This is a genomic window from Streptomyces sp. TSRI0281, assembly GCF_001905125.1.
Taxonomy (GTDB): Bacteria; Actinomycetota; Actinomycetes; order Streptomycetales; family Streptomycetaceae; genus Streptomyces.
In genome coordinates, this window is sequence record NZ_LWLE01000003.1 from 201,803 (window position 1) to 216,685 (window position 14,883).

The 14,883-nt window shown below is 71.0% G+C and carries 8 protein-coding genes; 1 reads left to right on the top strand and 7 read right to left on the bottom strand.

Translation table 11 applies throughout. From position 1 onward, the window contains the following. The first annotated feature begins 258 nt into the window (after positions 1-258). Positions 259-555 (top strand): hypothetical protein, encoded by a 297-nt coding sequence (locus tag A6A29_RS09245; protein ID WP_073719512.1) that lies wholly within the window; start codon positions 259-261, stop codon positions 553-555. A gap of 72 nt (positions 556-627) precedes the next feature. Here A6A29_RS09245 and A6A29_RS09250 read toward each other — a convergent pair whose 3' ends face one another. From A6A29_RS09250 to A6A29_RS09280, 7 genes are all read right to left on the bottom strand, one after another. Beyond that, positions 628-1,434 (bottom strand): SGNH/GDSL hydrolase family protein, encoded by an 807-nt coding sequence (locus tag A6A29_RS09250; protein WP_073719513.1) that lies wholly within the window; start codon positions 1,432-1,434, stop codon positions 628-630. Positions 1,435-2,003: 569 nt separating this feature from the next. Further along, the gene (locus A6A29_RS09255) at positions 2,004-3,275 is read right to left on the bottom strand and encodes a TIGR02679 family protein (protein WP_073719514.1); all 1,272 of its coding nucleotides are present in this window, start codon (positions 3,273-3,275) and stop codon (positions 2,004-2,006) included. Then, positions 3,272-7,138 (bottom strand): TIGR02680 family protein, encoded by a 3,867-nt coding sequence (locus A6A29_RS09260; protein ID WP_241838398.1) that lies wholly within the window; start codon positions 7,136-7,138, stop codon positions 3,272-3,274. Before A6A29_RS09260 ends, A6A29_RS09255 begins: the two co-directional genes overlap by 4 nt. 378 nt (positions 7,139-7,516) lie before the next feature. Further along, entirely contained in the window at positions 7,517-8,845 is a 1,329-nt protein-coding gene (locus tag A6A29_RS09265) for a TIGR02678 family protein (protein ID WP_073719515.1), read from the bottom strand. Next, positions 8,842-10,545, bottom strand: a complete 1,704-nt coding sequence (locus A6A29_RS09270; RefSeq protein WP_073719516.1) for a TIGR02677 family protein — start codon at positions 10,543-10,545, stop codon at positions 8,842-8,844. The genes A6A29_RS09265 and A6A29_RS09270 overlap by 4 nt, the downstream gene beginning before the upstream one ends. A 146-nt stretch (positions 10,546-10,691) precedes the next feature. Next, positions 10,692-14,459 (bottom strand): caspase, EACC1-associated type, encoded by a 3,768-nt coding sequence (locus A6A29_RS09275; protein ID WP_073719517.1) that lies wholly within the window; start codon positions 14,457-14,459, stop codon positions 10,692-10,694. Beyond that, entirely contained in the window at positions 14,456-14,869 is a 414-nt protein-coding gene (locus A6A29_RS09280) for a hypothetical protein (protein WP_073719518.1), read from the bottom strand. The genes A6A29_RS09275 and A6A29_RS09280 overlap by 4 nt, the downstream gene beginning before the upstream one ends. Positions 14,870-14,883: the final 14 nt, after the last annotated feature.

Sequence of the window (14,883 nt, forward strand, 5' to 3'; positions counted from 1 at the left end):
GGAGGGGGTCGGGCAGCGGTCCGGCGCGGTCCCAGCCCGGGGCGCGGACGTCCGCGGTGAGGGTGTTCGTCCCGATCTCCTGGCGCAGGTCCGGCAGACCCAGGCGGCATCGAGATCGTGCGCGCGCCCGTGCCCGTCGCCGGGCGTGCCTTCGTCCCTGTGACCCTGCCTGCCCCCCGTCGCCGGGCGGGTCTTGGGCGCTGTGCCCGCCTCCCTCGCCACGCTCGCGCTCGTCGGCGTGCCCGCCCCGTGCCCGGCATGGTCGTCACCGGTATCGGCGTCGGCCTCGCCCTGCCCACCCTGGTCGGCGCGGCGGCCGCGGCCCTGCCGCCCGCCCGCTTCGCGACCGGCTCGGCCGTCACGACGATGGCGCGCCAGACCGGTTCGGTGCCGGGGGTCGCCCTGATGGTCACGCTGCTCGGTGCCCCCGCCGCCCCCGACGCGGTACTGGAGGCGTTCCGGCACGGCTGGTGGGCTGCCGCCGCCACTGCCGTACTGGCTGCCGCGGCCGCTCTCGCACTGCCTCGTCCGACGGCTGCGCCGAGCGGGCCCTGAACACGGCAGCGGCGGTCCACCGGGCCGAACCCGGTGAACCGCCGCGCCTGTGGGGGGTGGAGCTCTGCGTCCCTAGACCGCCGAACGGAAGGCGGGCAGATAGCCGCCCGACTGTCCTGCGGCCTTGGGGTGGTACGAGTTGTAGACCGGAAGCGTCACGCTGTGGAGCCAGGCGTCACCGGAGCAGAGCTCGTGACCGGTGAACTCGTCCGCCACACCGGAGAACGTGAACCCGGCGTCGGCCGCCCGCTTGGCGAGGACGCCGTTCAGCACGTCCGACGCGTTGTTGATGGCACTGCGCTCGGTCTCGGTGAGCCCGGCGACGCAGCTTCCCGAGAGCTTGTAGAAGCGCGGGTAGCCCAGCACGACCACCTGGGCCTGCGGGGCCCGTGCCCGGATGCCGCTGTAGAGCGAATCGAGGCTCGACGGCAGGGAGTTCTGGATCTGCGAGATCGCCGTGTTCACGCTGCTGACGCAGGTGGCCTCACTGGACAGGACGCAGTCCTGCATGACGTCGGCGAACCCGACGTCGTTGCCGCCCGCGGTGACGCTGACCAGCGTCGTCGACGAACTCAGTACGCCCAGCTGGGTGCTGGCGACGGAACCGGTCGTCGCCCCGGAACAGGCGACGAAGTCGAACGAGGCGGGGGAGTTCGCCGCTGCCCAGAGGTAGGGGTAGGCATTGGTGCTGCGCCGGCAGTCGCCGCTGTCGGAGAGGTAACTTCCCGCGCCGACACCGGAGGAGTAGGAGTCGCCGAGCGCGACATAACCGCCTGCGGCGGCCGAGTCGGCGGCCGAGGCCGGCCCGGCAACGCCAAGGGCGGCAACGGCTGCGAGGGCCAGAGTGGATACGGATGCCCAAATCCTTCGTACTGACATGGCTGCCAGCCCTTCGAAGTGTGGGGGGTGGGTGGGGGGACTTCGGTGGAGCGAACCAGTTTCTAGCAGCTCCCGGTACCCGCCGGTAATGGCCTCGCGAGAAGTCGTCTGATATGCCCGAATGATCGTTCGGCGATCGAAGCTCCGCGCGTAGATAAACCCTCAACTCGATGTGACAACCGGTAATTTCGGCGGAACTCTCCACGTGGCCGACGATTGCGGCGGATCAGCGACGGGCCGGCCGAACACCGGCTCCCGACGATGCGGAGCAACGGGCCGAAGACACCCTCGCCCGTTCTCGGCGGGCCCCATCCTTCGCCGCTGCCCTTCGCCCGTGCTCTCCGTCCGAGCTCTCCGCCCGAGCTCTCGGCCCGCGTCGACGCTTCGGCGACCGCGGCGGTACCGTGCCCCTTCCTGTCCCATGCAAGGAGAACGTCACGTGCTGCGCGGTATCCGTACGGTCATGGTCTTCGTGGAGGACCAGGAGCCGCGGCACGATGGTGGGGCGAGCACTTCGACGCCGAAGTCGAGCTCGACATCGACGGCACCTCCGTCTACGCCTGGCTCCCCTACGGGGCACCCCACAGATCGTCCACCAGCAGGTCAAGCGTCGCCTCCTCATGGAGCGCCACTCCGAGCGCTGCCATGGCAGGGGCGAGACCCGCGTCCCAGGTGGCGCTGACGGGTTGACCGGCCAGCGGCAGCTGGGGGATTCCCTCGGCCTGGCTGCGAGTGGCCAGGTGCTCGTAGTCGTCAGCGCCCATGCGCCAAGGCCGGGCTCCGTAACGGCGCATGATCCGGTTTGCCAAAGCGATGCCCGGCCAGTCGAAGTCGCCGTGGTAAGCGAAGTGGCAGTCGGTGGAGGCGAGTATGTCCAGAAGGGTGAGGACCACCGTCGCGGCGCTTCCGGAGGTGCAGACCAGAGGTTGCGAACAGCCCGAGTCCGCTGCGGCCTCCACCACACGTGGGTTCTCGCAGATGTGGACGACAGATCCGGCGGGCAGGTGAAGCCGCACGTCGAGCAGGTCCCGGGACGTCAGGTGGGTCTCCGCATGGTGATCGGCCCGCTCCCGCAGTGACCTCGCGTGCCAGTCCTCGCCGAGGGGCCGGAGGCCGTACGTCAGCACGGTGCTGGAGACCTCGTCCGGTGTGACCGAGACCAGCCGCCACAGCGCCCGCCGGCCGGCCGCGTCGCCGGGAAGGCTCGTGCCGTGGGCCAGGGCGATGCCGCGATGGACGAGGCGGGCGAGCCAGGTGCCGTCGTCCAGACCGTGCGCCGAGCCCGTTACCGACGCGGCCAGCTCGCCGCGGCCCCGTGCGTCGGTACGGTGCGGGTCGAGCAGCACGCTGAGTACCTGGACCGCCTGCTGAAGCGTCCGTACGGCTGCTTCCGGTGTCACGCCTTTCGGGACGCCGGTGCGGCGCAGCACATCCGACCACTGCTTCACCCACTCCAGCCCGGCCAGCGGCGATGCGTCGAGGGATGAGGCGAGCGAGGCCCAGACACGCTGCCGCTCTGCCGCGTTCTCCTCGCGAGCCGCACGTCGGTTGACGAGCGGAGGGCCGAGTTCCTCCAGGACCTGCCTGAGCCCGAGCCCTGCGGCCGAGGTCCGCAGGCGTTTGTCGAGCACGTCGAGCCTCACCGTCGCCGCTGTACCTGTGAGGGGCTTGCCCAGCAGGAGCGACAGGTCGTTCCGCTCCTGGGAACTCACCGTTGTCAGTCGGAGGGAGCCGGTGGACTGCACCCCGTTGCTCTCCAGACGTTTGCGTGCCGCGCTCCAGAGCCGGACGAGACCGGGACCTGCCAGCCAGTCGCGCGTGGCGGGCGGAAGGGCGCTCATACCGATGCCAGCCGTCGGTGGCGACCGTTCCACGTGTAGTGCAACGTGGCCACTCCGCGTACATGAGGGTCGCGGAGGCACTCGTAGATGTGCAGGGACGGGACCTCGGCCCAATTGCCCATCAGACGTTCGCTCGTGAGAACGAAGTCGAGATCCAGATCGACCAGGATGCGGCCCAGGCGCCCGTGCGTGGGTTCGTCGACCTTGGCGAAGGCGTCGTCCAGGAGGATCAGCCGGGGCGCGTGCGGGGCCGAGTCGGCGAGGCCGGTGAAGTGGGCGGCAGCGGCGGCGAAGAGCACGAGGTATGAGAGCACGCGCTGCTCTCCCTGGCTCAGGCCGGTGCGGCCGGTCAGCTTCCTTCTGCGCCCGGGGGCGGCGTCCTCGACCACAAAGGTGTGGAAGGTGAACCAGGAGCGGTAGTCCAGCGCGGTGCGGAGGTGGGCGGTGTAGCCGGCCGACGGATCGGTGCGGCGGGCATCCTCGATGCGGCGTTGCAGTACGTCGCGGAGCTGCTCGGTCTGCTCGCGCGTCCGGAGGCTCGACGGGCTGCGCAGCAGTTCGACGGCCACCCGCACGTCGGCGTCGGCGTCATCGTTGAGTTTCCAGAGGAGTTCCACGCCGAGGCCGTGCGAGGTCCGTACGGTCTTCAGCGTGTCGTTGAGTGCCGCGACCAGGTTGGCCGCCGCGATGACCTGCGTGGAGAGGTGGTCGCCGAGCTCGCCGGTCAGGAAGCGCTGGAACACGTCGCTCTCGCGTTCGGTCAGCCGTCCTCGGGCCTCCGCGGCCTCCGCGGCGATCCGCTCGCCCACGACCGCGACGTCGTGCGAACCGTGGTCGTCGAGCAGGCGGCACACCTTGATGCCGTCGTGTTCGTCGAGCTGTGCGTCGTAGCCGCCGGCCAGTTGGTCGCGTAGCGTGGTGTGCCGTTTGAGGAGGAGGCTGTCCGACACCTCGTCCCGGATACGGCCGAGACTCCGATCTACCGCTTCCGCCAGTGCCCGTAGTGCGCGTAGGCGATCGCGTGCGTTGGAGCCCGGGTCGTCCGCTACCGGGCCGGGGAGGGACGATCGGTCCAGTCCCGCTCCATTGACGACCTCCGGGCGGCTGAGAGCAGCGCGCAGAGCGCGGCCGGTTTCGATCACGGCCGCTTCCTGATCCGCCAGTTCCACGCGTAGGCGTTCCTCCTTCTCCTCCGCCCGCACACGTTGGTCGCGCAGTCCGTTGTGGGCACGTTCTCCGGCCGGGATGGTGCCCACGGCGTTCGCGATACGGTCCTTGGCTGTCTGTTCGTCGGCGAGGATCTTCTCCTCTGACGATCCGACGGCCGCCTCGCGGGTCCGGAGATCCTGCTGCGCGGTGAGTAGTTGCCGGTGGCGAAGCCGGTAACTCTCTTCCGCCTCCGTGCGTTTCTCGCGGGCTTGCGCGTACCGCCGGTCGTCCGCCTGGCTTCCGTCGAGCCGAGTCACCGTGCTGTTGACCGCTCTGCGCAGGTGGCCGACGCCGGTGAGCAGCGAGGCCAGCGCGGTGCGTACGCGGTCCAGTGCGACGGCGTCGGTGGGCAGGTCGTGGGCGGTCGCGGTGGCGTCCGCCTCGGAGCGCGTCGAAACGGCCAGAGCGCGGGCCTCCTCCGCCTGGCGCGCCGCCTCGGCCGCCTTGGCGGAGAGTGCTCGCGCCGTCCTCTCCTGCGAAGCATGCGTGTTCCAGGCGTCGGAGAGCCGCTGCGCCCGAGGGAAGTCGCGTTCCGCTTGCGTGAGGGCCCGTCTCCGGGAATCGGCTGCGGCGAGCTCCGTACGGGCTTCGGCCGACTGCTGTTCCGTCTGCCCGAGCCGGTCTTCCAACTCGGCCAGTGCGCGTCGCCGGGTCTCGGCCCGCACCGCTGCGCCCACGTACTCGGCGGCGCTCTTGTGGTGCTGCCCTCGGAGGGCGCCCAGCCGCCAGCTACCGTCGAAGTGGACCGCACTCGCGGCCGTCGTCCCCGCGGCCGGTGCGAGCACGATGGCTGACAGCAGGTGCTCCACCTGCTCGGATGTGATGCCGCTCTCCGGCTGCGCGACCGGACGGAGGGCTGAGGCGAGGGTCTGTGCCACTGGCAGCGGTTCGTGGGCTGGGGCCCCGTGGAGAAGGGTGTCCCCGGTGAGCGGGTCGAGAAGGGCGCCGCCCGTGCTGACCCACGCGTCGAGGATTCCGCTCGCCTCCAGTGCCGCCTCCAGACCGGCCCGTTCGGCGGAGGTCAGGTGCTCGGCGAAGTCCGCCAACCGGTAGAAGGGCGTGCCGTCGGCCGGGTTCCTTGCCGCGCTGCGGTGGTACGGGGCAGGAGGCTCGGGGTCCGTGCGATGTTCCCAGGCCCGTTTCTCCTCGGTCAGGCGGTCGATCTCCTCGCCCAGTCGGCCGACGCCGAGAGCCATGCTGTCGCGGTGCCGGGTGAGGGCGTCCGCGTAGGGCTCCAGGGCCGTGTGCGCCGTCTGTCGCGCGTGGGTGTCTGCGCCGACCGGGAGGGTACGGTCGGAGAACGGCGTGTCCGGGTCGGCCGTGCAGGCCACTTCCGCGAGGACGGCATCCAGCGACGGGCACTCGGTGCCTGCCGCGGTCCGCGTCTCCCGCACCCACACGGCGACCTCGTCGGCGTACCCCCGGCTCTCCTCCACGACCTTCTGGCGGCTGACTTCGAGACGGTCGGCGGCCTCCTCCGCCTCGCCCTCCAGCCGTTCCCGCGCCTCGTCGGCCCGCACCGCGCCACTACGCGCCTCGTCGGCCCGCGAGGAGAGGCGGGCCACCTCCTGGACCATCCGCTGCCGGTTCCGTACGACGGTCTCGGCGGCCCCCAGCTGCCCCTGCCAGGACCGCAGCCCGGCCTCCGTCGTCGCCGTGTCCACGCGCACCACCGGTCGGTGCCGTACGGTGTGCGATTCCCCGTCCGGGCTGGTCAGCTCCGTCTGGGTCGACGGGGAATGGACCGTACGCGGCAGGGCGACCGCGTCGCCGAGATGTCCGGCGGGAAGCCCCGCCCGCTCCGCCTGGACCAGCAGTTCCCGGTGCTCGGTGGCCAGTTCGGTGAGTCGGGTGCCCAACTCCTCGACGCCCTCCTCCAGCCGTTCGGCCGCGCTTTCCTCCGCTTCGTGCGCGCCGCGTGACGCGGCGAAGGCGGTCATGGCCGTGGTGTGCAGGGCGTCCACCGTGCTGCGGCGCTCCGACAGCTCACGCAGGCTGCGGTAGGCGTGGCTGTCGTGCAGAGCGGCAAGGTCCGTCCGTGCGGACTCCTCCTCCTCGCGGAGTGTCCTCAGCCCCTCCTCCGATTCCTTCTCCCGTTCCTTCAGGGCGCTCGTGTGCTGCGCGGCGTCCCCGGCGTTCCGACGGCGCTCGGAGAGGGTGTCCAGTTCCCGGCTCACGTTCCGGGCCGAGGAGCGCAGGACCCCGGCGAGGTAGCGGCGGTAGTCGGCGAGGAAGGCGCGCAGGGCCGCGTCGGTACGTTCCAGGCGGCCCAGTTCGGCCCGCACGGTGTCCAGATCGTGGAGGTTGCGCGCCACCTTCTCGACCACGTCCTCGTCGAGTCCGGGCAGGGTCTCACTCAGCAGGACGGCCAGACCGCCGTGCTCGATGCGGTCCCCGACGGTCGGGCGGCGCAGCCGGTGCAGGAGCTGGGTGAGGTTGCGGTAGCGCGTCGCGTCCGTGATCCCGAAGAGGTCCCGGGCCACGCGGGCACGGTGTTCGACCGCTCGGTCCGTCGTGTTGCCGGAGCCGACGATCTCCTTGAGCCGGTCGACGGCAAGGGGTTTGCCCGCCTCGACCAGGTGCAGGTCCTCGCCGACGCGCAGGGGGGGTGACGAAGAAGGCCGGCACCGCCTTCTGCGCAGACTTCGAGGCACGGACAGCGGCGCCGAGCGTCAGATAGCGGTGGTCGCCGGCCTCGTCCGTCCCTCGGAACTCCACCCACAGATAGCCGAGGCGGTTGGTCTGCTCGAAGCCGTCCAGCATCAGCCAGGCGAGCGTCGTCCGCCCGGTGCCGGTGGCATCGAGGGCCCGGGAGTCGCCGTCCAGGAGGTACGGGAGCAGCATCTCCAGTGCCTTGGACTTGCCCGCCCCGTTCTTGCCGCGCAGCAGCAGCCGCCCGTCACCGAACGCGAACTCCTGCTCGTCGTACTGCCAGACGTTCTGGATGCCCGCGCGGTGCAGCCGGAAGCGGGAACTCGCCGCCGGTGCGTGACCTGAACGCGGAAGCGGAACGAGACCACGGGCATCGGTGGTCATAGCGGCAACTCCTGCTGGGTGTCGGTGGGTTCGTGCCGTCCGCCGGTCGCCCGCACGGTGACGCGGGTGGCGTATCGGGCCGCTGAGGCGAGCAGGACCCAGCCCTCGCCGCCGCTGGGCCTGGCCGCACGGACGTCGGTGACCTGGCGTCCCTCCGGCAGCTCTCCGGCGTACTGCTCCGGCACCCCCGCTCCCTCGGATCGCAGCGGGCCGGCAGGGGCGATCAAGCGCATACGGGAGAGCAGGTCCAGCACGGCTTCGCGCAGGGCATCGGGGTCTTCGAGGTAACCGCGCTGCCAGTTGCTGCGCTGCCCGTACTCGGCGACCAGCTCGGCCAGAAGCTCATCCACCACACCGTCCGGAACGGCGGTCCCGACGACGAGAACACCGCCGGTCGCGGGATGTCCGGGCTCCGCCGGGCGGAGCCGCTCCACCAGTCGTTCCACCAGCAGCAACGCGGCCTGGGCGACGGTCCCCGTCCCGGGCAGGTGGAGATCGGTCAGCTCCTCCTCGGGGTCGACCAGGGCCACTCCCTCGGCGCGGATCTCCGTCTCCAGGCCCAGGAGTTCGAGGAACGCCTGGGCCTCCCGGCGCTGGCGGGTGCGGAGCCAGTCGCGTTCGGTGTCGGTCAGTTCGTCGAGGTGGACGACAGGGGTCTCGACGAGCATCCGGCGCACGTAGGTGCGTGGCCCTCCGAACCCTGGGTCCGCCGCCCGCCGGACCAGGTCGGCGCCGTCCCGCGACTGGGCGAGCGGTCCGGCCACGATGACGCGGGCGAGCTCCCGGTCGACCGTGATCAGCGCCTCTCCGTCGGCCTCCTGGGCGATGACGCCCACGTGGCCGTGGGTCTCGATCAGGACACCCCACTCGACGAGCTGCCGCAGAGCCGCGACCAGCGTCCGCTTCCCGGCCGCCCGTCCCGTCTCCTCCAGCTCGACGTCCGCGTCGGCCGCCGCGGCCCGGATGTCGGCGACGAGCTGAGACAACAGCAACTGCTCCGGCGCGGTGACCAGTACAGACAGGGCCAGAGCCAGACAGGCGTAGGTATGCGGGGTGAAGGCTGTGCCGGTGGACCGTACGAGCCGGTGCCCCGACCGGGCTCCGAGCCCGGCCTTGAACAGCCTGGCGTAGGAGCTGTCGACCAGGAGGCGGTAGCCGAGCACTTGCTGGAACCGGCCGCCCAGCCAGTCGGCGTGCCTGCGGACCAGCGGAAAGAGGTCGGCGTGCGGGCCGTCCGATGTGACCAGCGGGTGGGCGAGCAACAGCCTTGCCGCGGTGCGGCGTTCGGTGGCCAGAGCCACGTCGTGGGCGGAGGGAAGCGTCATGACACGCTCATCTCCGCACCGCCGACGGGCGCGCTGTGCGACCGAGGGGGAGGAGGCTCGCTGCCGGTCGGCTCCGCTCCTTGCGCCGAGACGGCCGTCCTGTGGACCACCAGCTCCAGGTCGTCCAGCAGCAGATCCCCGTCGGCCGAGCGGAGAAGCGTGCGCGCTCCCGCCGTACGGTGCACGGTGAGCCGGATGCCCAGATCGGCGTCCTCGCTCCACGCCGCGTCCAGCCCGAAGCCCCGATTCTCCTGCCCGTCCGCCTCCTCGCGCCGCCTGAGCTGCGCGTTTCCGAGCGCCGTGGCCAGCAGCTCCAGGAGCAGGCTGAGCGCTGCCGAAGTGAGCCGTACGCCGTCGAATCGGGCGGACGCGCTGCACAGCTCGTCCGCCGCAGCGTTTCTGTCCGCTCCCCGCTGACGCGCCGCCTCCCGCAGCCGTCCCTTCTGCGCGGAATGGTCCTCCACCGATGCCGTCCGGCCTCGCTGGGCGCGGCTGCCCCTCTCGCGCAGCGCGACCGGTACCTCGACCACCGGGCCGGTCCACCAGCTGGTGTAGGCGGGCACTACCTCGTCTGCGGCGGGCGGTACGCCCAGGTGGCGCGCGCCGTACAGCCCGAAGGCGGCGACGGCGATGTCGTGCGCGTCCTGCGGCGCGGCCTCGTCGAACCACCGGGCCAGCCGCAACAGGTCCCGGCGCCGCGACATCTCGCCGGTGGCCGAGCGCAGCATCCGCTTGGCGTTGGCCAGCAGCGACTGAAGGGCCCGCAGGGTGGCGTCGCGCAGCTGGTCGACCTGGCTGCCCTGTCCGTCGGTGTCCCTGAACCAGCCCCGCAGCCCCTCCCAGTCCGCGAGCTCGCGACCCCGGCTGCGCTGCACGCGGGTCTCCGTACGGCCCTCGCTCTGCGCCGGCAGCCCGGCGAGCCCCTGCGCGTGGGTGTCCAGCTGCTTCAGCAGGCCCGGGAGGCAGGGCCAGAGCGCGTCCAGGGCTGCTGAGATGCGGGGGGCGCGGAACGACACGTCCTCCGTGATCGCCTCGACGTAGTCCAGGAGGAGTTCCTTGAAGCCCTGGTACTCGCGGCTGTCCAGGTCGTAGCGGGCGAGCACCTGGCCGAGATAGGCGTAGAAGTCCCGGACGGAGTCCGCGAACCCGGCGAACTGTACGAACAACGTGCTGACCCGCTCCAGCCCGTCCTGCGGGGCGAGGCCGCCCGGCTCGGCGACCAGCTCGGCCAGCTCCCGCAGCCCCCGCTCGACCAGGGCCAGCAGCTCGTTGCTCACCTCACGGGCGGCGTCGGCCTCGGCCAGCACCCCGTCGGCGTCCCGCTGGACGCGCTCGCCCAGCCGCGACAGCTGGTAGCGGGCCCGCGAACGCTGGTACTCCGTGATGCTGGATGCCTTCACGGTGTGGCTGCCGCGCAGCAGGTTCCCCCACTTCACCAGCTGCTCCAGCCGCGCTGTGAGGGGGTCGGCGTCGAGTCCGGCGGCGGGCCCGCCGCCCTCGCGCAGCTTCGCCATCACGTCCGGGACGGCCAGGTCAGCCAGGAGCGTGCCGCAGAAGACCCGCATGATCGCGAGATACTCCAGCCGCTCCGGCGCGCTGAGGTACGCGTATGCGTCGAGGCGACGGCGCGTCTCGTCGGCGTCGGGTGCCGAGGGCGCGTCGCCGGGTTCCGGCGGTGTGCCGGGTGCGGGTTCCTCCATGTCTGCGAGGTTACGTGGAGGGTCCGACAGGCGGTGCTGAGTGGCCGGAACTGGTCCCGGGGCAACTGGCGAATCAACTCCGGACACGCTGAAACCAGGCGTACGGAGTGGGGCAGCCTCGCCGGGCCGGGGGACAGAGCCAGAGGTCACCCCCGCTGCTCGACGGTGTCGTACAGCCGCCAGGCCGGCCAACGCGCCGCTTCGGCTTCGCCGTCACCACCGCCCAGCAGGTTCCGGCGATGCAGCATGAGCCGGAGGTGGCGTGCCCCGTCGCCGTCCTCTTCCACTCCTCGATCGAGAAGCACGGCTCGGGGAGCTGCCCCGCCGATGCCACGCACCACGGCGTCCGCGGGATGCCCGTGAACGGTCTCGCCCAGCGTGACGGTGGCTTCCTCCGCGAGGGAGAGGGTCTGGTACAGGCGTTTGAGCAGCACGTCCTCGTCTCCGCCTCCCGGGGCTAGGCCGTCCCGCTCCGCGGCCTCCAGCAGCGCGGCGCCCACGCCTCCCCGCTTTCGCCAGAGCTTCTTGTCCCCCACCACGATGAGGTGACTCCGTGCCCGCGTGATGGCGACGTTCCACAGGTTCAGCTGTTCACCGACCCAGGCGACGGAGCCCGGGTGCATGCCTTCGCCGGCGACGAGGGAGAACACCATGACGTCGCGTTCGCCGCCCTGGAAGGTGTGCACCGTACCGATACGCAGACGTTCCTCGTCATACGGTCGCAGCCGCTTCCGCAGCGCTTCGGCCTGAGGCGCGAAGGGTGTGACAACTCCGACGGTGGCCTCGGGCGGGAGCTGTTCCAGCAGATAGCGGACGCTGTCGTGCACTTTGCGGATCTCGTCCTCGTTGACCCAGGAGCCACCGAACGGAGGGTGGGCGGCCCGCCCGGTCACATCCGTCCAGATGACGGCGGGGCGGCGGGCCAGAGCGGGACGGCCACGGGTGTCGGTGAGAACGGTCAGCCCACCGTCGTAGAAGAGTTCGTTGGAGATCGCGGCGATGTGCGGATGACAGCGGAAGTGCTCGTCGAGAAGCAATGTGCCGCCCGCGGACTGTTCGGCCGCGTGGAAGGCGGAGTGGCGCCGGTAGGCGAGATGGTGCTTCTCCAGCCAGGCGGACCGCAGCCCGTTCCCGCGCCGGATGAGAGCCTCGCGGTGCGGGCTGGTCTGCGTGATGTGCGTGAGCTGCATGGGGTCGCCGATGACCAGGGCGCGCCGCGCGCGGAACAGCAGCGGCAGGACGTGGGGGATGGCGCACTGGCTGGCCTCGTCGATGACGACGAGGTCGAACAGGGCCGGGTCCGGAGGGAAACGCCGGGCGGAGAGGCTGGTGACTGCCCATCCGGCCACCGCGGGCGCGTTCATCGAGGTTCCCGAGCGCCCGAGGACCCTTCCCAACTGCGGCCAGTCGCCGCGTTTGCCGTCCCGAGCCGTCAACAGCTCCATGATGCGGCGGCGTCCGGCCCAGGCGGCAGCTTGGACCTTGGTGGCGAGGAATGTGCGTGAAGCGTCCTGGACGGCGCTCTCCGCATCGCGGAGGGCACGCGTGAGCGCTGTGTCGTCAACGGTGGCCGCGTGCTCGCGCCCGTCACGCCATTCCGCCTCGGCCGCGGCGAAGCCGGCGAGCGCGAGGCAGCCCGCGGCGGGATCACCGGCATACCCCTCCAGACCGGCCTTGCGCAGGAAACGGGATCGACGCCACGATCCGAGGAAGCGCGCGCGGGAATGGCGGCGTGCGCTGTCCTCCAGCTTCCTCGGCAGTGGCGGGCCGCCGAGCAGCTCCTGGAGTTCGGTGACGGTGATCCCGAGCTGTTCCGCGTGGTGGGCGCGGGCCTCGCCTGCCCGGCGAAGCCGCAGCTCGGTCTCGGCGATGTGGGCCAGATGCCGCCGTACCTCTGCCAGGCGGTCGGTGGCCAGCACGGTCGCCATGGATGCCGTGGCCACGGTGGTGGACGGCTCCGGGCCGGTACGCAGCGCGTGGAGCGCGGCGGCCTCGTGCTCCGCGTTGCTCTTGCCGGTCTTCCGTGCCGAGCCGGTGCGCACGACGCTGCCGGGCACCAGCTCGTCGCAGCGGCGCCATACCTCGTCCACGGCATCGTTGTTGGTGGACGCGACCAGCACGGTCTGACCTGCCGCGATCGCCGTGGCCACGAGATTGGCGACCAGCTGGCTCTTGCCGGTGCCGGGCGGGCCTGTGGCCACGGTGAGGCGACGGGTCATGGCGGACCGGAGAACCGCGCTCTGTGCCTCGTTGCAGGGCAGCGGAGTCACGAAGTTCGCCGGTTCGGGATCTGTGTGGGCGAGGGACCGGATGCGCTGCGAGGAGTCGGGCGCGAGCACCCCGAGGGCGGTCTTCCCGATCTGGTCCGTCTGTCTGGCGATGCCGGCGAAGTCGTTGAGAAGCCCCTTCGTGAAGTTCGTCTGGGGGCGTGCCGCGAACAGGACCGCGGTGTTGCGGGCTCCGTGGCCGGGTGTGCGGACGTCGATGCGGTCGGCGAGCTGGTCGGGACGGAGCTCCTGTACGCACGGCAGCTCGAACTCCTGCGTGAGGAGGTTGCGCACCTCCACCGCCATCCGGTCGTGCTGTCCGCGATGCCAGGACGGCTGAAACGTGTCGATGAGCTGGTTGGCCTCGTCCTCGCCCAACCAGTCGTGCGCCAGCTGAGGATGTGGCTGGACCGGTCCGTACGGCTTCAGCCGCACCTCGCCCTCGTCCTGGACGATCTCGACCCGACGTACCAGCAGGGGCGCGAACTTCGGCTGCCGCCAGGGGCTCCCGGTACGAGGCCCGGTGAGGAGCACGGCCGGATAGCCCGCCCATAGCTCGGCATCCTCCTCTGCCGCTGAATCCACCAGCGGGCCCGCTTCCTTGGGGAGCGCGAGGCAGCCGTCGTCGTCGACGTCGCCGGAGATGAACCTCTCCGCGCCGTCCAGGCACACGTACGACGTGCCCTGACGGCTCACGTCCATCAGAGGTGTCTCGGCACTCTCGGCCAGGACGCACTCGCGGTAGTAGTCCAGCAGGTTGGTCCAGGTGGGTTGCGCGTGAGCGGATTTCGCGGCGTGTGGCGGTGCAGCTTCTCCGGCGGCTGCCCGGGGCCGAGAACTCAGAGGATCGAGGATGGGGGCCCGGCCGAAGGGGCTGTCCGCCATGACGATGCGGTCGTCGACGCCGAGCGCGGACTGCACCGGCACTTGACGCCCGCCGTCCTGGGCACGCATACGCCGGTTGACATAGTGGAACAGGTCGCTGACCGTTACCGCGCTGCCGCCGTCCTTGCTGACCTTCCCCGTGCGCAGCGCCTCGATGACCTCGCCGGTGAACGCCGACGGCTTCACATCATCGCCGCCGCCCGCGTCCGCGTACGAGTCCTCCCCGGCCCGCGAGGACGACAGGACGTACACGCCCCTGCTGGTCAGCGGGGGCCGCTCACCGGACTTGGCCACGGAGCCGTCGGCTTGCCGGTCCGACGTACGCAGACCCACGGCGAACCCGCCACTGCGGCAGCAGTCGATCATCACGACCTTCTGTGGCGCGACGCACTCCTCCAGCGCGTCGTTGAGGAACCCGGCGCTGACACCGGTCGCGGACACCCGGTCGTAGTCGGTGTCCTTGGCGACGAAGTGGAACTCGCCGCCGTCACGTACGGTGCGCACACCGTGCCCGGAGACGTACACAAGCGCGAGTTCATCCTCGTCGCGCTCCTGGAGGAACTCGCCGATGACTGCCCGCATGTCATCGGCGGCGAGATCGGATTCTGTCTGTACGGAGACGAAGTTGCCGATCTTGTGGTGCTTCAGGACCTGGGTGAGTCCCCAAACGTCCGCCCGTACGGAAGCGAGCGAAGAGAAGCGGCCGTCGTCGTAGTGCTCGTTGCCGATCAGGAGAGCCCGGCGCTTGTGGAGGCGGGTCACGCCGCGTCGTCATCCGATGCGGGACCGTCGTTGCCGGCGACCCGGTCCTGGAACTCCCGGACCATGCGCTCCTGCGCGGCGTCCGGACGCCCAGTGATCTCGACGGAGTCGTCCCCGACGGTGACCACGACCTTGCGGTGCCGCTCCTTGGCGCACCACTCCTTGATCAGGGTGATCAGGACCTGGGACGCCGGGCGGGCGACAGCGGCGGTGGTGGCCCAGAGAGCCACTTCGCCCACGGTGGTGCCCTTACTGCCCGGTTCGGTGGGTCCGTCGGCGTCATGGAAGCCGACGACGAGATCGTCTGCCCTCCGCAGGCTGTCGTGCAGATCCCGGGTGAGACGCTCCTGCCGGAGTGTGTCGCCGCCTGTGGGCACGGTGAGTGTCCACGGCGATCCCCCGTCGCGCATGTGCTGCTCCTTGC

What these genes read in the sequence shown, in the direction of transcription:
- A6A29_RS09245 (WP_073719512.1), top strand. Translation starts at nt 259, where the DNA reads ATGGTCGTCACCGGTATCGGCGTCGGCCTCGCCCTGCCCACCCTGGTC.
- A6A29_RS09250 (WP_073719513.1), bottom strand. Translation starts at nt 1,434, where the DNA reads ATGTCAGTACGAAGGATTTGGGCATCCGTATCCACTCTGGCCCTCGCA.
- A6A29_RS09255 (WP_073719514.1), bottom strand. Translation starts at nt 3,275, where the DNA reads ATGAGCGCCCTTCCGCCCGCCACGCGCGACTGGCTGGCAGGTCCCGGT.
- A6A29_RS09265 (WP_073719515.1), bottom strand. Translation starts at nt 8,845, where the DNA reads ATGACGCTTCCCTCCGCCCACGACGTGGCTCTGGCCACCGAACGCCGC.
- A6A29_RS09270 (WP_073719516.1), bottom strand. Translation starts at nt 10,545, where the DNA reads ATGGAGGAACCCGCACCCGGCACACCGCCGGAACCCGGCGACGCGCCC.
- A6A29_RS09280 (WP_073719518.1), bottom strand. Translation starts at nt 14,869, where the DNA reads ATGCGCGACGGGGGATCGCCGTGGACACTCACCGTGCCCACAGGCGGC.